Origin of the sequence: Pseudomonas sp. B5(2017), from assembly GCF_002112825.1 — a bacterium.
GTDB classification, from domain to species: domain Bacteria; phylum Pseudomonadota; class Gammaproteobacteria; order Pseudomonadales; family Pseudomonadaceae; genus Aquipseudomonas; species Aquipseudomonas putida_Z.
Map to the genome: position 1 here is coordinate 69,458 of NZ_NEIR01000019.1, position 16,836 is coordinate 86,293.

The window sequence follows — 16,836 nt, forward strand, 5'->3', positions numbered from 1 at the left end:
GCGGCCCGATCGCGACACAAGCCCGCTTCAAGAGGACCGCGCAGCCTCCGTAGGACATTTCTGAACATGAAACCAAATGCTTCAGAATGAACCCGCTTAGGAATTATCCTACGCGCGCTGCCGAACTATCGCTGTTGTCGGGGAAACACCTCACGGATAACGTTTTCGGGTCGCTTCGGTGACCGGGCATGAGAACCCGACAGATAAGCTAGCAGCACCTCTATGGTGGCCGTACGTGGGCGGGCTTTCGCCTGGCCGGGTCTTTGCTAGCTTCTTCTCGGCTTTCTCACACCCGCGTACGGCTGCCACCTTCAATCCATGAGAAAGATTCAGGTGGTAGTTCCATTCCTCTAGAAGCTGGAATTACATAATGAAAAAGCTCGTCCCCGACCCACCCGTCAAACTGACGTCCCGCCCCATCTACACCATCAACCAGGACATGCCCTCGGTTGACGCTCTGATCCACACCCTTCAGCTGATGTCTGGCATCGAAGACACGCTGGACGAATTCATCTGCGCCAACGCCGGCGAGCCCGGCATCAATATGTTGGTCAATGCGGTACATCATGTTCAGATGACCAAGGCCCTGACAGAGTTGCTGTTCCACCGACAGGCCGGGGATATCACCTGGCATTGAAGTAGAGTCGACTGGCCTCATCGCCGGCAAGCCAGCTCTCATAGAACTGCACATAACTCATCGAATTAGCAGGGACTCTGTGGGAGCGGCTTCAGCCGCGAACACCGGCGCCGCCGGTGCCATGCACCGCGTTGGATTCTTCGCGGCTAAAGCCGCTCCCACAGGATACTCGGGCCGCTTGCGAATTCAGTTTTCTACGCGACAGCGCAGCCCAAAGGGCTGGGCAATCTCCCACAGGTACAGCATTGCTCTCGAGGTTGTCGCTGTACCTGTAGGAGCGGCCTTGTGTCGCGATGGGGCGCGCAGCGGCCCCAGGATCTTGGCTGCGGTGCGGATATCGCTGGGGCCGCGTTGCGGCCCGATCGCGACACAAGGCCGCTCCTGCAAGGGGTCTGCGCAGTCCAGCAGATTGTTGTCAACCGACCAGGGCGCGTACGCAGAAGTACAGGATCGACGGGCCCATCAGGCAACCCAACCCGGTATGGAAGGTGGCTGTCAGCGCCCCGTACGGCACCAGGCGCCGGTCGGTCGCCGCCAGCCCGGCCGTCACCCCCGACACCGTCCCCGCCAACCCGCCGAACACCATCGCCGAACGTGGGTTGTCCAGCGCCAGCAGGCGCGCCGATACCGGGGTGAACACCATCACCAGGATCGCCTTGATCAGCCCGGTGGCAATCGACAGCGCCATCACGTCCGAGCTGGCCCCCAGCGCCGCCCCGGTCACCGGCCCGACGATATAGGTCACCGCACCTGCACCGATGGTGGTCATGCTCACCGCATCACGGTAACCGAAGGCGTAGGCCACCGCAGCGCCGACAATGAACGGCAGCACCGTGCCAAGCAGCAGCGCCACCGCGCCGATCATCCCGGCCCTGCGCGCCTCGGTGGCCTGCACCTCGAAGGCCGTGGCGACAATGGCGAAGTCGCGCAGCATGGCGCCGCCCATCAGGCCGATGCCGGAGAACAGCGCCATGTCGGCCAGGCCTTTCTGGCCACCGGTAATGGTGCCGCCGACCCAGGCCAGCACCAGGCCGATGACGATGGCGATGGCCGAGCCGTGCACGCGGCCGAAGGTCAGGTACTTCGACAGCACCACCGACAACCACATGATCGCGCCCACCACCGCAAAGGCAGTGATCAAACCGTTATGTTCCAGGGCATTGTCAATGATCGGCCACATGATCAACGCCCTCCTGCAGGGGCAGCCTGCACATTGCTTTCGGAGCCGGCCTCCACTGCCGGCAGGGGTTCGCCGCGGTGGCTGCGGCTGATCAGGGCAATGGTCGCACCGCACACCAGTACCGCACCCACTGCCGCCAGCAGCGCCACCGGCCCGCCGTGCAGGGCGGTGACCACGTTCTGCTGGGCAGCCATGGCCACCACCACCGGGATGTACATGGCGCCCCAGAAGCCCACGCCGAACTCGCATTCCTTGCTCATGCCGCCGTTGCGGTGCATGTACAGGCGTGCGCAGATCAGCAGGATCATGGCGATGCCGACCCCGCCCACATTGGATTTGACGCCCAGCAGCACGCCCAGGAAGTCGCCGACGATGACGCCGGCAAGCGTGCAGACCGCCAGCAGTGCCACACCATAGATAATCATTGTTGTTGTCCTCAGGTAGTGTCGAAGTTGCTTGTTGTTGTTCTTCGGAAACACACTTTTGTGCGGGTTTCGCCCCCATGGAACTGAACACTGTGGGAGCGGCTTTAGCCGCGAACACGGCGCAGCCGGTGCCATGCACCGCGCTGGATTCTTCGCGGCTAAAGCCGCTCCCACAGGGGGCGCCATCCGCCGCGGTGCCGCTGTCATCGATCGTTAGCCACCTCCTGTCGCAGCAGCGCATCCAGGGTGTCCCAACGGGTGCCTTCAACAGCAACCACCCTGCCCTGTTCGAACACCGGCCGGGCCAGCCCGCCGAGCACGTTGCCGGGCGGTAGTTCCAGGTGCAGGCGCACGCCACGCTCATAGGCGTTGCGCAACGTAGCACGCCAGTCGACCACCCGCGCCATGTTGCCGGCCAGGTCGTCGCGCAGACGCTGTGGGTCGAATATCGGCCGTGCGCTGCTGCCGCTGAGGTAGGTGATACGCGGTCTTTGCAGCTCGACCGTGGCGAAGGCACTGGCCAGTTCGGCCGCCGGGCCATCCAGCAACGGGCAATGCGACGGCACGCTGACCGCCAGGCGCCGGGCCACGCCCTGGCCCAGCCGGCGTGCCTTGGCGGCAACCGCAGCCATCGCGCCATCGCTACCGGCGATGACGATCTGGTTGTCGCTGTTGAGGTTGGCGACATACACCTCGCCGCCCGTATCGCTGAGCAAGCGTTCGACACAGGCCAGGTCCAGGCCGCTGAGTGCGGTCATGCCGTAGCCTTGGGGATAGGCGCGCTGCATCAGTTCGCCACGCAGGGCAACCAGGCGCACGGCATCGGCAAAGCCCAGGGCGCCCGCCGTGACCGCCGCCGGGTAGGCGCCAATCGACAAGCCCGCCACGTAATCCGGCGCGGGGCTGCGCTGCATCAGCCAGCGCGCCCAGGCCACGCCAGCCAGCAGCAGGCACAGCTGCACGGCACGGGTCGTCTGCAGGGCCTGCTGGCTGTCCAGCGCCAGGGCCTGCTCGCCGAGGGTGTCACTGGCCTCTTCCAGCAATTGCCCGGCACCCTCAGGCAGGCGCTGCAGCATGCCCACCTGCTGGGCGCCCTGGCCGGGGAAGGCGAACAGGCTGCTCATGCTGCACGCTCCATCGCTGCCCATGGGTCGCTTACCAGGCGTGGGCCATGGGCCGACTTGAGCAGCACGCGGCAGGCGAAGCCGGCCCACTCACGCAGGGCGACAGCACCCGCCGGGGTTTCCAGCTGCAGGTCGATACGACAAGGCGCGCAATCGAGGATATCCAGCAGCTCACGCGCCTGCGCCCGGGCCAGCGGTTGTGGCGTGCGCAGCAGCAAGTCCAGGTCGCTGTCGGCGTGTACCACCTCCATACCGGTGGCGATCTGGTACCCCACCCCACCTGTCGGCCCCCAGGCCAGGCCGCTGGCATCCAGTACCGGGGCGACCGTGGCCAGAGCCTGCAATGCAGGCCAAGGGCTTTCAGCTTGCCAGCGCAGCGCTTCGGGGCCTTGCTGACACTGGATATCGGCCAGCCGCATCAGTACACCCGACCGCTGCGCCCTGCCCCGGCCACGCAGCCCCACCGCCACCCAGCCGTCCGCACAAGTGGCACGGCGCACCACCACCGGCTGGCCGCTCAGCAGCACATCCTGCGCCCAACGCGGCGCATCAGCAGGCAGGCCCGATACGGGCATGCCCCAGAGCAGGTCGTGCGGCCTTGGCGCGTTCATCTCAAGCGCCCTGCCACTGGCGGCGCAGCTGTTCGCGCACCTGGCGCGAGGCGCTGCGGTTTTCGCCCGCCAGCCGCGACGACAGGTCGCTCGAACTGCCGATGTCGCGCACCGCATCAGCCAGGCAGGCACGTACCTGGGCGATGTCGGCACTGCTTGGCGTCTCGGCGCTGCCCACCGTCAGGCGGCGCCACAGCAGGCCCAGCGAGGCGTAGCTGGCCAGGTCGTAGGCCATTGGCGGCACCTCGGCGGCCAGGGCTTCCAGTTGCTCGACGCTGCGCAGGGTGATGCGCGCCGCCGCCGCCTTGCCCATGGCGTGCACCATGACCCCGGCATCGTCCAGGGCGATCAGGCGCTGGGCCTGGTAACCGTGGGCCAGGAAGGCACCAGACATGGCCTTGCCGACCAGCAGGCCGATCACCGGGTGCCCGGCCAGCCGCGCCTGGGCATAGGCCTGCACCGCAGCGGCCAAAGCCTGGTGAATACCCAACGCCTCCTCACGGCGGCCATAGGCCTGGCTAGGCACGTCGATCACCGCGACGATGGCGCGCTTCTGGCCATGGCGGTCAGCCTCGACCGCTTCGCTCACGGCCTTGGCCAGCCCCCAGCCTTCCAGCAGGCCGACTTCGCCAGAGCGCGCCCGGGGGAACGGGTTGTCGGCGTCCGGCACCACGGCGATGAAACGCGCCAGGCGGTTGTCCAGTTCGCCATCGATTACCCGCAACGACGCGGGGTAGCCGGGCAAGGCTTGCCCGCCGGCCAGGCCCGGCAGCCAGTTCAAGGCACGCTTCATTTGGCTTCTCCTTGGTAAAGGTCACGCACGGCAGCGGCATCCAGTTGCGGGCAGCCATCGCCCAGCCGGGCCAGGCGTTCGAGGAACCAGGCGTGTTGACCGGCGCGATCCCTTGAAGGCTCGTCGAGCAATTGCAGCAAGCGTTCGCGCAAAACCTCGATGTCATCGGCCACATAGGCATCGACCAGGCCGCTGGCGTGGCGCTGCTCGCCGCCGGTCAAGCTCCAGATGAAGGGGCGGTCCTTGGCGTCGTATTCACCGATGCCCGCTTCCTGCTCGATCACCTGCGGGCCGTTGAGGCCCAGGCGGGCTTCGCGGGTGACCAGCAAGTGGCTGCACAGGCCGGCGGCGATGGACATGCCGCCGAAACAGCCGACCGAACCTGCGACCAGACCGACCACCGGCTGCCAGGCGCGCAGCTCGACAATCGCCGCCTGTATTTCGGCAATCGCCGCCAGGCCCAGGTTGGCTTCCTGCAGGCGTACACCGCCGGTTTCCAGCAGCAGCACGGCGCAGGTGGGGATGCCGTTGCGGTTGTCTTCGATGGCCAGCTCCAGCGCACCGGCGATCTTGGCCCCCCCCACCTCGCCCATGCTGCCGCCCTGGAAGCCGCCTTCGATGGCGGCAACCACAGCGTTGCGCCCGTTCAGCAGGCCCTTGGCAATGACCACGCCATCATCGGCCTGGGGCACGATGCCCTGGCGCGGCAGCCAGGGTGACATCAGCCGGTCGAACGGGCCCAGCAGTTCACGGAAGCTGCCCGGGTCGAGCACGGCGCGGGCGCGCTGGCGGGCGCCCAGTTCGACAAAGCTGCGGCTGTGCAGCAGGCGTGCGATATCAGTCATGGGCGATCTCCTCGAAGCCTTGCTCCAGGCGCAGGCGCACCACGCCTGGGGTGGCGCCGAAATCATGGATGTCGATGTTCACGGCCGGCCAGGTGCGGCCCTCGAACAGGCGCTGGAACAGCTGCGCCCAGCGGGCAGCGCTGCCGTTGACCGAAGTCACCACCTGGATTTGCAGGCTGCCGGCGGTGCCGGGTTCGATCAGCACTTCAAGGTCGCCGGAGCTGACGCAGCCCACCAGCGTGCGGCCACGCCCAGGGGCGGCGGCGGGGAATTGAAAGGTCAGGGTTTCCATGTCACAGGCTCCCGGCTTTGTCGAGGAACAGGCAGGCGGCCAGCAGATCGGCGGCGCCGCCCGGTGAGGCATTCAGGTGCAGCAGGTGCTGGTCCAGCCGGCGCAGCTGACGGCGCCCGGCCAGCGTGGCGCTGCCGCCTTCGCTCAGCACGGTACGGGCGCCGTGCTGGACTGCAGCCAACCCGGTCGGGCCACTGCGCCAGAGCACGCAGGTATCGTTGAGCACGGCCATGATCGCCAGCAGCGCGTCCAGCCGGGCGTGCGGCTCGCTGGCACCGGCGGCGCGGCTGCGCTGCAGTTGTGGCAGGCCGTGACCGATAACCGCCGGGAAACCTTGTTGCGCTTGTTCGCGGGCGCCGCCAGTGCCATAGCGGCGGCGTACCTGCAGGCCATGGCTGTCTTGGGTGGTCATGGCGGGGTCGTCGAACAGTGCGATGCGACCGGCACGGGCAGCCAGGGTGTCGGTATCGGCCTGGGTGTCGAGGGCCTTGGATGCTACCAGCAGGCCGAGGGCCCAGATTGCGCCGCGGTGGGTGTTGACCCCACCGGTGGCGGCCAGCATCGCCGCCTCGCCTTCGCGGCCGAGCTGGCCCAGGGTGGCGCGCAGGGGCTGGCCGAGGGTGCCGATGGCCTGGGCGGCTTCGGCCATGTTGCGCAGGCATGGCCACAGGGCCAGGGCCGAGGCATGCATCAGCGCCAGGGTCATGTCGTGGTGGGCGCCGTTGCCACGGCGGTCGACCAGGCCGGGTTTGGGGGACAGGTCTGCTTCGTCGATCAGGGCTTCCACGGCCAGGTCGGCCAGGTGGTCGGCCAGGGGTAATTCGGTTGCCTGTGCTGGCCTCTTCGCGGGTAAACCCGCTCCCACAAGGATCGCGCAATCTTCAAATGCATCACTATTCCTGTGCTCGCGAAGAAGCCCACGCGGTTGCAAGTCGAGTGCTTTCATCACCAGCTCCTGAACCGTGCAGGCGGGTTGTAGAGGCCGCCGGACCATTCGACCAGGTCGGCGATGCTGCGCGCGGCCAGCAGCTCGCGGCTGGCGTCGGTGCGGCGGATGCCGAGGTCTTCGGGCAAGGCGACCAGGCCTTGTTGGCGCAGGCGCTGAGTGTCCTTGGGGTCGTGCCGCAGGCCGATGGCGGTAACCCCGGCCACGGCGGCGATCATCTGCTGGCGCTCTTCCAGGCTGCGGGCCTTGTACAGGTAGGCAATGCCCTCCTCGGTCAGCAGGTGGGTGACGTCGTCGCCATAGATCATCACCGGTGCCAGCGGCATGCCGGCTTTCCTGGCCACTTCCACGGCATCGAGGGTTTCCACGAAGGTGGGCTTGCCGCCTTCCTGGTAGGTCTCGACCATCTGCACCACCAGTTTGCGACCGCGTTCGAGCATGGTTTCCGGCACGGTCATGTCGAGCCAGGCCGGGGTCGCATGGCGCCGGCCACGGGGGTCGTGGCCCATGTTCGGGGCACCGCCGAAGCCGGCCAGGCGGCCGCGGGTCACGGTCGAGGAATGGCCATCGCCATCCACCTGCAGGGTGGCGCCAATGAACAGGTCGACAGCGTACTGCCCGGCCAGCTGGCACATCATGCGATTGGAACGCAGCGAACCATCACGCCCGGTGAAGAACACGTCCGGGCGCTGGGCGATGTAGTCCTCCATGCCCAGCTCGGTACCGAAGCAGTGCACGCTTTCCACCCAGCCGGTCTCGATGGCCGGGATCAGCGTCGGGTGCGGGTTGAGTGTCCAGTTGCGGCAGATCTTGCCCTTCAGGCCCAGGGACTCGCCATAGGTGGGCAGGATCAGTTCGATGGCGGCGGTGTTGAAGCCAATGCCATGGTTCAGCGACTGCACCTGGTGTCTTTCGTAGATGCCGCGAATGGCCATCATCGCCATCAGCACGTGCACCGGCTTGATATGGCGCGGGTCGCGGGTGAACAGCGGCTCTATATAGAAAGGCTGGTCGGCAACCACCACGAAATCGACCCAGGATGCCGGGATATCGACCCGTGGCAGGTCATCCACGCGGTCCACCAGCTGGTTGACCTGGGCAATGACGATGCCGTCGCTGAACGCGGCCGGCTCCACCAGTGCCGGGGTGTCTTCGGTGCTGGGGCCGGTGAACAGGTTGCCATCGCGATCGGCCATGAAACCAGCCACCAGGGTAACGTTGGGGATCAGGTCGACCAGCAGCCGCGAGTACAGCTCGATATAGGTGTGGATTGCACCGACTTCGAGCAGGCCGTCTTCCAGCAGCTGGCCAATGCGCAGGCTCTGCGGGCCGGCGAAGGAGAAGTCGAGCTTGCGGGCGATGCCACGTTCGAACAGGTCCAGGTGCTCGGCGCGGCTGACGCTGGGCATGATCATGTGCAGGTCGTGCAGGCGCCCAGGGTCGACCTTGGCCAGCGCACGCGAGAGGAAGTCGGCCTGCTTCTGGTTGTTGCCTTCGAGCACTACCCGGTCGCCGGGAGCCAGCAGCAGTTCCAGGGCTTCGACGATACGCTCGGTGGGCAGCACCACGCCGTCGGCGAGGTGGCGGACCCGGTCAAGGCGGCGCTGCTTTTCGGCGCGCCGCCGCGACCATTGCGGCGGTGGATTCTTGGTTGTTGTCATGGTGACTCCACGGGTTCGCTGTCGTGGGGGTCACCTTAGGGCTGGGGTGGTTGCGCATCAATCAAGCTCAGGCACTGATCGTTACGGTCAGGGTAACGATTTAGCATATGCGCTGTCGCTCATGGCCCTATCGCAGGCAAGCCTGCTCCCACAGGTACAGCGCAGGCCTTGAAAGTTGTGCGGTATCTGTGGGAGCTGGCTTGCCGGCGATAGGGCCAGCCGGCCAACCTGAAACCTTGGTAGAGTGGCGTTATCGCCACACAAGACAAAAATGCAGAATCCCCCTGCAGATTTGTCGATTGTGCAAGGCAAATTCGCATGACAGGATCCTGCGATCCTCCAGCGAACTCCAGACTTCACTTGGAAAATCAATAACAAAGCAGGGAGAACGCAATGACTGCGCACGCTCATACCTCGGCAACCGACCATGTGCTGGCCGAGGTCCGCAACCAGATCGGCCATCTGACCCTGAACCGCCCCGCCGGCCTCAATGCCCTGACCCTGGACATGGTCCGCAGCCTGCGCCAGCACCTCGACCTGTGGGCCGAAGACCCGCACGTGCACGCCGTGGTACTGCGTGGCGAGGGCCCCAAGGGTTTCTGCGCCGGTGGCGATATCCGCTCGCTGCACGACAGCTTCAAGGCTGGCGAAACGCTGCATGAAACCTTCTTCGTCGAGGAATACGCCCTTGACCTGGCCATCCACCGCTACCGCAAGCCGGTGCTGGTGCTGATGGACGGCTTCACCCTCGGTGGCGGCATGGGCCTGGCCCAAGGCTGCGACCTGCGCGTGGTCACCGAGCGCAGCCGCCTGGGCATGCCTGAAGTGGGCATCGGCTATTTCCCGGATGTGGGTGGCAGCTATTTCCTGTCGCGCATCCCTGGCGAGCTGGGCACCTATCTGGGCGTCAGTGGCAGCCAGATCCAGGCAGCCGATGCACTGTACTGCGGCCTGGCCGACTGGTACCTGGCCAGCGACCAGCTGGCAGCCCTCGACAAGGGCCTGGACCAGCTGCATTTCGGCGACCAGCCACTCAAGGACCTGCAGAACCTGCTGGCCAGGCTCGGCACCCAGGTGCTCGACGATGCGCCGCTGGAAAAACTGCGCCCGGTCATCGACCACTTCTTCGCCCTTCCCGACGTGCCTGCCATCGTCGAGCAACTGCGTGCGGTGAGCATTGGCGACAGCCACGCCTGGGCCGTGGCCACCGCCGACCAGCTGGAAAGCCGCTCGCCGCTGGCCATGGCGGTTACTCTGGAGATGCTGCGCCGGGGTCGCCACCTGAGCCTTGACGACTGCTTTGCCATGGAGCTGCACCTGGACCGCCAGTGGTTCCAGCACGGCGACATCATCGAAGGCGTGCGCGCGCTGATCATCGACAAGGACAAGCAGCCACGCTGGAACCCGCCGACCCTGGCCGCACTGCAACGCCAGCGGGTCGACCAATTCTTCGAAGGCCTGTGAGCCCGGGAGTACACAGATGCAAGACCTGGAACTGAGCGAAGAACAGATCATGATCCGCGACATGGCCCGGGACTTTGCCCGTGGCGAGATCGCCCCGCATGCCCAGGCCTGGGAAAAGGCCGGCTGGATCGACGATGGTGTGGTGCGCAAGATGGGCGAACTGGGCCTGCTGGGCATGGTGGTGCCGGAAGACTTTGGCGGCAGCTACACCGACTACGTCGCCTACGCCCTGGCGGTGGAAGAGATCGCCGCCGGCTGCGGTGCCACCGGAGCGATGATGAGCATCCACAACTCGGTGGGCTGCGGCCCGCTGCTGGCCTACGGCACGGCCGAACAGCAACAGCAGTGGCTGCCACGCCTGGCCAGCGGCGAGGTGATCGGCTGCTTCTGCCTGACCGAGCCACAGGCCGGTTCCGAGGCGCACAACCTGCGCACCCGCGCCGAGCTGGTGGATGGCCAGTGGGTGATCAACGGCGCCAAGCAGTTTGTCAGCAACGCCCGCCGCGCCGGGTTGGCCATCGTCTTCGCAGTGACCGACCCGGAGCTGGGCAAAAAGGGCCTGTCGGCGTTCCTGGTGCCCACCGACAACCCGGGCTTCAAGGTCGATCGCAGCGAGCACAAGATGGGCATCCGCGCCTCCGACACCTGCGCGGTCACCTTCGACAACTGCCGCATCCCTGCCGCCAACATCCTCGGTGAGCGTGGCAAGGGCCTGGCCATCGCCCTGTCCAACCTCGAGGGCGGCCGTATCGGCATTGCTGCCCAGGCACTGGGCATTGCCCGCGCCGCGTTCGAGGCGGCACTGGTCTATTCGCGTGATCGGGTGCAGTTCGGCAAGCCTATCAACGAACACCAGAGCATCGCCAACCTGCTGGCCGACATGCAGGTGCAGGTGAATGCCGCGCGCTTGCTGATCCTGCATGCCGCGCGCCTGCGCAGCGCCGGCAAGCCGTGCCTGTCGGAGGCCTCGCAGGCCAAGCTGTTCGCCTCGGAGATGGCCGAGCGGGTGTGCTCGATGGCGATCCAGGTGCATGGCGGGTATGGCTACCTGGAGGATTACCCGGTGGAGCGTTACTACCGCGATGCACGGATCACGCAGATCTATGAAGGGTCTAGCGAGATCCAGCGGATGCTGATTGCGCGGGAGTTGAAGCACTACCCGCTTTAAAACCTTGCGCGATCCCTGTAGGAGCGGCCTTGTGTCGCGATAGGGCCGCATGGCGGCCCCAGCAATTTGTGCATCGAAGCTGACATCCTGGGGCCGCTTTGCGGCCCTTTCGCGACACAAGGCCGCTCCTGCAAGGGCCAGCGTTAACCGCCCCGCACTCGTCTATCGCCAATAGCGCGAATCATCCACCACCCTGGCATGCCCCTCGAACAGCGCCGGCAACTGCTCCTTTAGGTAGTCGATCCAGGTGCGCACCTTGGCATCCAGATAATGCCGTGACGGGTAGATCGCATACAGCGCGCTCTCGCGCAGGCGATACGGCGCCAGCAACCGGCACAACCGCCCCTGCTCGATCGCCTGGCTGGCGGTGTAGAACGGCAGCAGGCCAATGCCCATGCCCAGCTCGCTGGCCACCAGCATGGCGTCGGCGACGTTGGTGGAAAAACTGTCGCTCGGTGCGATCACGCACTGGTCAACCCCTTGCGGGAACACCCAGTCACCTTCGTACATCGGATAAGCCATGCGCAGGCAACGGTGCTGGTGCAGGTCTTCCGGGCGCTCTGGCACGCCGTGGGCCACCAGGTAACTCGGCGCCGCGCAGGGGATGCTGAAAATGTTGCCCAGCGGCACGGCGATCAGCTGCGAATCCGGCAGCGCCCCGTCCACGGTAATCACCACGTCATGCCCTTCGGCCAGCGGGTCGGGGTTGCGCTGGGACAGGGTCAGCTCGATCACCACCTCCGGGCACAATGCGTTGTAGCCGGCCACCAGCGGCATCAGCAACAGGCCCAGGCCGTGCGGGCAATGCAAACGCAGGTGGCCGCGGGGCGTGAGGTGCGCGCCACGGGCTTCGCCCACCGCCTCTTCGGTCAGCAACATGATCTGCCGCGAGCGCTCGAGAAACCGCTCGCCCGCCTCGCTCATGCGCAAACGCCGCGTGGTGCGGTGCAGCAGGCGGGTCTGCAGCTGGTTTTCCAGCTCGGCAACGATGCGCGAAACCTGCGCCGCAGAAATGTCCAGGGCATTGGCGGCCGCAGCGAAGCTGCCACATTCCACCACACGGGCGAAGGTACGCATGGCATGCAGCATGTCCATGAAGGTGTGCTCCTTGTTCGGTCTTATTCTTGCGTTACAGGCAGGAATCTATCACGGGTTAGCCCATTTATTGTGGATGACCAATGAATGGATCATTAGCCATACATTGAAAAAAAGGAGCCTGCCATGAAACGTTCGATCGCTGTCCTTGCCGTTGCCGCTACTCTCGCCTCGTTCGGTGCCCTTGCCGACACCGGCAGCAACCAGCCGGTCAGCAGCAGCAACTACGAATACGGCATGCCGCTGGACGTGGCCAAGGTCATCTCCATCACCCCGGCCAGCAACGCCGCCGACTGCCAGGTTGGCACCGCGCACATGGTGTATGTCGACCACCAGGGCCAGAAGCGCGAAATCGACTACCGGGAAATGGGCAACTGCTCGCAGCAGTGAGTCAGGCCAGCACCTCGGTGATCCAGCCGACCTGTTGCCTGAAGTCGTCGATTTTCGCCTGAGGCACCGCACCGCGGGCCCGCTCGAAGTTGGCCAGGGTCTGCTGCTTCTGCCGCAGCATGCGCCGCCACTTGACCAGGAACGCCTCGCTTTTCTCCTGCACCAGCACCGGGCCGAAGTACAGCTGTTCAGCGGTGTACGCCGCCCCGCCCGGCTCGGCGACGATGATCTCGTAGTCGAAGCGGTTTTCCCGCAGCAGCTCTTCGCTGACGATCCGGTAACCATTGCCCACCAGCCATTGGCGCAGTTCGCGCTCGGCGCCATTGGGCTGCAGCACCAGGCGGGTGACGCCAGCCAGGCGCTGTTTGTCGGCCTCGAGGATTTCGCACATGGTGTCGCCACCCATGCCGCAGATACTGATCACCGTGATGCGGTCTTCCGCCTCGACCGCTGCCAGGCCATTGGCCAGGCGCACGCTGACCCGCCCTTCCAGGCCGTTCCTGCGCACGTTGCGCTGGGCCGAGGCAAACGGCGTCTGCGCCACTTCGCCCGCTACCGCCGCGTCCAGCACGCCGCGCAGCATCAAGGCCACCGGCAGGTAGCCATGGTCCGAGCCGATGTCGGCCAGGCGCGCGCCTTGCGGTACTTGTGCAGCCACGCGCTCCAGGCGCCTGGACAATGTCTGTTCGTTCAACGTAAACCCCTGCTTTGCAATCGGCCGCGATTCTGACGGCGAACGCCGCGCATTTCAAACACCGGGGTGCCCTCGACCGTGCCGGCGCGCTCGCGTAGGCTTGCCGCTTTCCTTCCGTAGCAAGGCAAGACACACCATGGCACAAGCAGACATCATCTACACCCCGGACCCGGACGCCGAGTCGATTTCCTCCGACGTTGCCGAATACAACGGCGTGCTGGTCACCACGCAGATCCCGACCCACGCCGATGGCAGCCTGGAACTGGGCGGCATCGTCGAGCAGAGCGAGTGCACCCTGCAGGCGCTGAAAGTGGCGCTGGAGAAGGCCGGCAGCGGCATGGACCGCGTGCTGCACCTGACCATCTACCTCACCGACATGGCCGACCGCGCGGCATTCAACGAGGTGTACCAGCGCTTCTTCAGCAAGCCCTGGCCGGTACGCGCCGCCGTGGGCGTGGCTGCACTGGCGTTCGAAGGCATGCGCGTGGAAGTGACCGCAATGGCCGCCAAGCGCTGACTTTTGCCTGAGGCACGATTCTTGTAGGAGCGGCCTTGTGTCGCGATTGGGGTGCGCAGCGCCCCCAGGTTCTCAGCTGCGCAGCAGATATTGCCGGGGCCGCGTTGCGGCCCTTCGCGACACAAGGCCGCTCCTACAAGCACCCCGATGATGCCGCCAGCCCGTTTCGCCGCTACAATGCCCGCCTAAACCGTGACAGCCCGAACCTATAACGACATGTCCCTTCCAAAGAATCACCTGGAACTGCTCAGCCCTGCCCGTGACGTGGCGATCGCCCGCGAAGCGATCCTGCACGGTGCCGACGCCATCTACATCGGTGGCCCGAGCTTCGGCGCGCGCCATAACGCCTGCAACGAAGTCAGCGATATCGCCGAACTGGTCGAGTTCGCCCATCGCTACCATGCACGCGTGTTCACCACCATCAACACCATCCTCCACGACAACGAGCTGGAGCCCGCGCGCAAGCTGATCCACCAGCTGTACGACGCCGGTGTCGACGCGCTGATCGTGCAGGACCTGGGGGTGATGGAGCTGGATATCCCGCCGATCGAGCTGCACGCCAGCACCCAGACCGACATCCGCACCCTGGAACGGGCCAGGTTCCTCGACCAGGCCGGCTTCTCCCAGCTGGTGCTGGCGCGTGAGCTGAACCTGCAGCAGATCCGCGCCATCGCCGCCGAAACCGACGCCGCCATCGAGTTCTTCATCCACGGTGCGCTGTGCGTGGCCTTCTCCGGCCAGTGCAACATCTCCCATGCGCAGACCGGCCGCAGCGCCAACCGTGGCGACTGCTCGCAAGCCTGCCGCCTGCCCTACACCCTGAAGGATGACCAGGGCCGCGTGGTCGCGTTCGAGAAGCACTTGCTGTCGATGAAGGACAACAACCAGACCGCCAACCTGGCCGACCTGGTCGATGCCGGTGTGCGCTCGTTCAAGATCGAAGGCCGCTACAAGGACGTGGCCTATGTGAAGAACATCACCGCCCACTACCGCAAGGAGCTCGACGCCATCCTCGAAGGCCGCCCGGAGCTGGCCCGCGCCTCCAGCGGCCGCACCGAGCACTTCTTCGTGCCCGACCCGGACAAGACCTTCCATCGCGGCAGCACCGACTACTTCGTCACCGACCGCAAGGTCGACATCGGCGCCTTCGACTCGCCAACCTTCACCGGCCTGCCGGTGGGTGTGGTGGAAAAGGTCGGCAAGCGTGACCTGCAGGTGGTCACCGAGGTGCCGTTGACCAACGGCGACGGCCTCAATGTGCTGGTCAAGCGCGAAGTGGTGGGCTTCCGCGCCAACATCGCCGAACCGCGTGGCGAGTTCGAGGAAGACGGCGAGAAGCGCTACCGCTACCGCGTCGAGCCCAACGAAATGCCCGAAGGCCTGCACAAGCTGCGGCCCAACCACCCGCTGTCGCGCAACCTCGACCACAACTGGCAGCAAGCCCTGCAACGCACCTCGGCCGAGCGCCGCGTCGGTGTGCAATGGCACGCGGTACTGCGCGAGCAACGCCTGGCGCTGACCGTCACCAGCGAGGAAGGCGTGAGCGCGCAAGTGGCACTGGACGGCCCGTTCGGCCCGGCCAACAAACCGCAGCAGGCGCTGGACCAGCTGCACGACCTGCTCGGCCAGCTGGGTACCACCATGTACCACGCCGACAGCATCGAGCTGGACGCCCCCCAGGCGTACTTCGTCCCCAACTCGCAGCTCAAGGCCCTGCGCCGCGAAGCCATCGAGGCGCTGACTGCAGCACGGGTGCAGGCGCACCCGCGTGGCGGGCGCAAGGCCGAGACCACGCCACCGCCGGTTTACCCCGAGTCGCACCTGTCGTTCCTGGCCAACGTGTACAACCAGAAGGCCCGCGACTTCTACCACCGCCACGGCGTGCAACTGATCGACGCGGCCTACGAGGCCCATGAAGAGCACGGCGAAGTGCCGGTGATGATCACCAAGCACTGCCTGCGCTTCTCCTTCAACCTGTGCCCCAAGCAGGCCAAGGGCGTGACCGGCGTGCGCACCAAGGTGGCGCCGATGCAGCTGATCCAGGGTGATGAAGTGCTGACCCTGAAGTTCGACTGCAAGCCGTGCGAAATGCATGTGATCGGCAAGATGAAAAGCCACATCATCGACCTGCCGACCCCGGGCAGCGCGGTTGCCCAGGTGGTTGGGCATATCAGCCCGGAAGACCTGCTGAAGACCATTCCGCGCGGGCCGCATTGATTTAGCCTGCAAGGGCCCATTCGCGGGCACGCCCGCTCCCACAGGGATCTCCACAGTCCTCCATGCCTGTGCAGTACCTGTGGGAGCGGGCGTGCCCGCGAAGAGGTCCGCAAAGACACAAAAAAGTCTCAAATGAGACCCTTAGGCTTGATCCCCCTACCATTTCCTGCACAATGCCAAGCATGCGAACCACGCGAGGCATGCCGATGCAACCCACCCCGCACGATGAACGCCTGCTCAAGGCCCTGGCCCACGCTATCGTGGTCCACCCCCGCGCCACCCTCAAGGAGCTGGCCGAAACCGCTGGCGTCAGCAAAGCCACCCTGCACCGTTTCTGCGGCACCCGCGACAACCTGGTGGCGATGCTCGAGAACCATGGTGAACAGGTGCTCAACCAGGTGATCGACAATGCCGCCTTGCACACGGCCGAACCCCTGGCCGCCGTGCGTCACCTGATTTCCGAGCACCTCAAGCACCGCGAGATGCTGGTGTTCCTGATGTTCCAGTACCGTCCCGACACCCTGCTGAACGACAACGAAGACCGCCGCTGGCTGGCCTACACCCAGGCGATGGATGCGTTTTTCCTGCGTGCGCAGCAGATGGGCGTGTTGCGCATCGACATCAGCGCGGCGGTGTTCACCGAGATGTTCATCACCCAGATCTACGGCATGGCCGATGCCGAACGGCGTGGGCGTGCGGCCAGTGCCAATTCGGCGCAGGCGCTGGAGCAACTGTTCCTGCAGGGGGCACTGGCCAGGCCCTGAAAGCGGTCCCTGT

At 65.7% G+C, this 16,836-nt stretch carries 18 protein-coding genes; 7 read left to right on the top strand and 11 right to left on the bottom strand.

Features of this window, described 5'->3' with window-relative positions:
- Positions 1–370: 370 nt before the first annotated feature.
- Positions 371–637: a hypothetical protein gene (locus CAG00_RS24710; protein WP_085665561.1), complete on the top strand. Its 267-nt coding sequence runs from the start codon at positions 371–373 to the stop codon at positions 635–637.
- A gap of 415 nt (positions 638–1,052) precedes the next feature.
- On the opposite strand, the gene madM is transcribed toward CAG00_RS24710, so the two are convergent.
- The 9 genes from madM to mdcA all read right to left on the bottom strand — a co-directional run bounded on the left by madM (position 1,053) and on the right by mdcA (position 8,514).
- The gene (madM, locus tag CAG00_RS24720) at positions 1,053–1,817 is read right to left on the bottom strand and encodes a malonate transporter subunit MadM (RefSeq protein ID WP_024087229.1); all 765 of its coding nucleotides are present in this window, start codon (positions 1,815–1,817) and stop codon (positions 1,053–1,055) included.
- A gap of 2 nt (positions 1,818–1,819) precedes the next feature.
- Complete coding sequence (gene madL, locus CAG00_RS24725; RefSeq protein ID WP_085665563.1) at positions 1,820–2,242, bottom strand: malonate transporter subunit MadL; 423 nt, start codon at positions 2,240–2,242, stop codon at positions 1,820–1,822.
- 203 nt (positions 2,243–2,445) lie between these two features.
- Positions 2,446–3,366, bottom strand: a complete 921-nt coding sequence (mdcH, locus tag CAG00_RS24730; RefSeq protein WP_085665564.1) for a malonate decarboxylase subunit epsilon — start codon at positions 3,364–3,366, stop codon at positions 2,446–2,448.
- Positions 3,363–3,977 (bottom strand): malonate decarboxylase holo-ACP synthase, encoded by a 615-nt coding sequence (locus tag CAG00_RS24735; protein ID WP_085665565.1) that lies wholly within the window; start codon positions 3,975–3,977, stop codon positions 3,363–3,365. Before CAG00_RS24735 ends, mdcH begins: the two co-directional genes overlap by 4 nt.
- A 1-nt stretch (position 3,978) precedes the next feature.
- Positions 3,979–4,770, bottom strand: coding sequence for a biotin-independent malonate decarboxylase subunit gamma (gene mdcE, locus CAG00_RS24740; protein WP_085665566.1), 792 nt, complete (start codon positions 4,768–4,770; stop codon positions 3,979–3,981).
- The gene (locus CAG00_RS24745) at positions 4,767–5,615 is read right to left on the bottom strand and encodes a biotin-independent malonate decarboxylase subunit beta (protein ID WP_085665567.1); all 849 of its coding nucleotides are present in this window, start codon (positions 5,613–5,615) and stop codon (positions 4,767–4,769) included. Before CAG00_RS24745 ends, mdcE begins: the two co-directional genes overlap by 4 nt.
- Positions 5,608–5,907: a malonate decarboxylase subunit delta gene (locus CAG00_RS24750; RefSeq protein WP_024087234.1), complete on the bottom strand. Its 300-nt coding sequence runs from the start codon at positions 5,905–5,907 to the stop codon at positions 5,608–5,610. The genes CAG00_RS24745 and CAG00_RS24750 overlap by 8 nt, the downstream gene beginning before the upstream one ends.
- A 1-nt stretch (position 5,908) precedes the next feature.
- Positions 5,909–6,853, bottom strand: coding sequence for a triphosphoribosyl-dephospho-CoA synthase (locus CAG00_RS24755; protein WP_085665568.1), 945 nt, complete (start codon positions 6,851–6,853; stop codon positions 5,909–5,911).
- Positions 6,853–8,514, bottom strand: coding sequence for a malonate decarboxylase subunit alpha (gene mdcA, locus CAG00_RS24760; RefSeq protein WP_025339387.1), 1,662 nt, complete (start codon positions 8,512–8,514; stop codon positions 6,853–6,855). Before mdcA ends, CAG00_RS24755 begins: the two co-directional genes overlap by 1 nt.
- Before the next feature lie 393 nt (positions 8,515–8,907).
- Here mdcA and CAG00_RS24765 point away from each other — a divergent pair, with 393 nt between their 5' ends.
- A complete protein-coding gene (locus CAG00_RS24765) occupies positions 8,908–9,978 on the top strand; it encodes an enoyl-CoA hydratase/isomerase family protein (RefSeq protein ID WP_085665569.1) in 1,071 nt (356 codons plus the stop codon).
- Positions 9,979–9,994: 16 nt separating this feature from the next.
- Positions 9,995–11,146: an acyl-CoA dehydrogenase family protein gene (locus CAG00_RS24770; protein WP_056801144.1), complete on the top strand. Its 1,152-nt coding sequence runs from the start codon at positions 9,995–9,997 to the stop codon at positions 11,144–11,146.
- A gap of 162 nt (positions 11,147–11,308) precedes the next feature.
- On the opposite strand, the gene CAG00_RS24775 is transcribed toward CAG00_RS24770, so the two are convergent.
- The gene (locus CAG00_RS24775; protein ID WP_085588409.1) at positions 11,309–12,241 is read right to left on the bottom strand and encodes a LysR family transcriptional regulator; all 933 of its coding nucleotides are present in this window, start codon (positions 12,239–12,241) and stop codon (positions 11,309–11,311) included.
- A gap of 126 nt (positions 12,242–12,367) precedes the next feature.
- On the opposite strand from CAG00_RS24775, the gene CAG00_RS24780 reads away from it, so the two are divergent.
- Complete coding sequence (locus tag CAG00_RS24780) at positions 12,368–12,631, top strand: DUF2790 domain-containing protein (RefSeq protein ID WP_075045088.1); 264 nt, start codon at positions 12,368–12,370, stop codon at positions 12,629–12,631.
- 1 nt (position 12,632) lies between these two features.
- On the opposite strand, the gene CAG00_RS24785 is transcribed toward CAG00_RS24780, so the two are convergent.
- A complete protein-coding gene (locus CAG00_RS24785) occupies positions 12,633–13,325 on the bottom strand; it encodes a tRNA (adenine(22)-N(1))-methyltransferase TrmK (protein WP_085665570.1) in 693 nt (230 codons plus the stop codon).
- 136 nt (positions 13,326–13,461) lie between these two features.
- Here CAG00_RS24785 and CAG00_RS24790 point away from each other — a divergent pair, with 136 nt between their 5' ends.
- From CAG00_RS24790 to CAG00_RS24800, 3 genes are all read left to right on the top strand, one after another.
- Positions 13,462–13,842 (top strand): RidA family protein, encoded by a 381-nt coding sequence (locus CAG00_RS24790; RefSeq protein ID WP_015270613.1) that lies wholly within the window; start codon positions 13,462–13,464, stop codon positions 13,840–13,842.
- Positions 13,843–14,058: 216 nt separating this feature from the next.
- Entirely contained in the window at positions 14,059–16,059 is a 2,001-nt protein-coding gene (locus CAG00_RS24795) for a U32 family peptidase (protein ID WP_085665571.1), read from the top strand.
- A gap of 206 nt (positions 16,060–16,265) precedes the next feature.
- On the top strand, positions 16,266–16,823 hold the full coding sequence (locus CAG00_RS24800; protein WP_085617101.1) for a TetR/AcrR family transcriptional regulator: 558 nt from the start codon (positions 16,266–16,268) through the stop codon (positions 16,821–16,823).
- Positions 16,824–16,836: the final 13 nt, after the last annotated feature.

Coding starts and splice junctions, on each gene's coding strand:
- CAG00_RS24790 (WP_015270613.1), top strand. CDS start 13,462: ATGGCACAAGCAGACATCATCTACACCCCGGACCCGGACGCCGAGTCG.
- CAG00_RS24745 (WP_085665567.1), bottom strand. CDS start 5,615: ATGACTGATATCGCACGCCTGCTGCACAGCCGCAGCTTTGTCGAACTG.
- CAG00_RS24775 (WP_085588409.1), bottom strand. CDS start 12,241: ATGGACATGCTGCATGCCATGCGTACCTTCGCCCGTGTGGTGGAATGT.
- CAG00_RS24750 (WP_024087234.1), bottom strand. CDS start 5,907: ATGGAAACCCTGACCTTTCAATTCCCCGCCGCCGCCCCTGGGCGTGGC.
- CAG00_RS24755 (WP_085665568.1), bottom strand. CDS start 6,853: ATGAAAGCACTCGACTTGCAACCGCGTGGGCTTCTTCGCGAGCACAGG.
- CAG00_RS24735 (WP_085665565.1), bottom strand. CDS start 3,977: ATGAACGCGCCAAGGCCGCACGACCTGCTCTGGGGCATGCCCGTATCG.
- CAG00_RS24795 (WP_085665571.1), top strand. CDS start 14,059: ATGTCCCTTCCAAAGAATCACCTGGAACTGCTCAGCCCTGCCCGTGAC.
- CAG00_RS24770 (WP_056801144.1), top strand. CDS start 9,995: ATGCAAGACCTGGAACTGAGCGAAGAACAGATCATGATCCGCGACATG.
- CAG00_RS24800 (WP_085617101.1), top strand. CDS start 16,266: ATGCAACCCACCCCGCACGATGAACGCCTGCTCAAGGCCCTGGCCCAC.
- CAG00_RS24710 (WP_085665561.1), top strand. CDS start 371: ATGAAAAAGCTCGTCCCCGACCCACCCGTCAAACTGACGTCCCGCCCC.
- CAG00_RS24765 (WP_085665569.1), top strand. CDS start 8,908: ATGACTGCGCACGCTCATACCTCGGCAACCGACCATGTGCTGGCCGAG.
- CAG00_RS24780 (WP_075045088.1), top strand. CDS start 12,368: ATGAAACGTTCGATCGCTGTCCTTGCCGTTGCCGCTACTCTCGCCTCG.
- mdcE (WP_085665566.1), bottom strand. CDS start 4,770: ATGAAGCGTGCCTTGAACTGGCTGCCGGGCCTGGCCGGCGGGCAAGCC.
- mdcA (WP_025339387.1), bottom strand. CDS start 8,514: ATGACAACAACCAAGAATCCACCGCCGCAATGGTCGCGGCGGCGCGCC.
- mdcH (WP_085665564.1), bottom strand. CDS start 3,366: ATGAGCAGCCTGTTCGCCTTCCCCGGCCAGGGCGCCCAGCAGGTGGGC.
- madL (WP_085665563.1), bottom strand. CDS start 2,242: ATGATTATCTATGGTGTGGCACTGCTGGCGGTCTGCACGCTTGCCGGC.
- madM (WP_024087229.1), bottom strand. CDS start 1,817: ATGTGGCCGATCATTGACAATGCCCTGGAACATAACGGTTTGATCACT.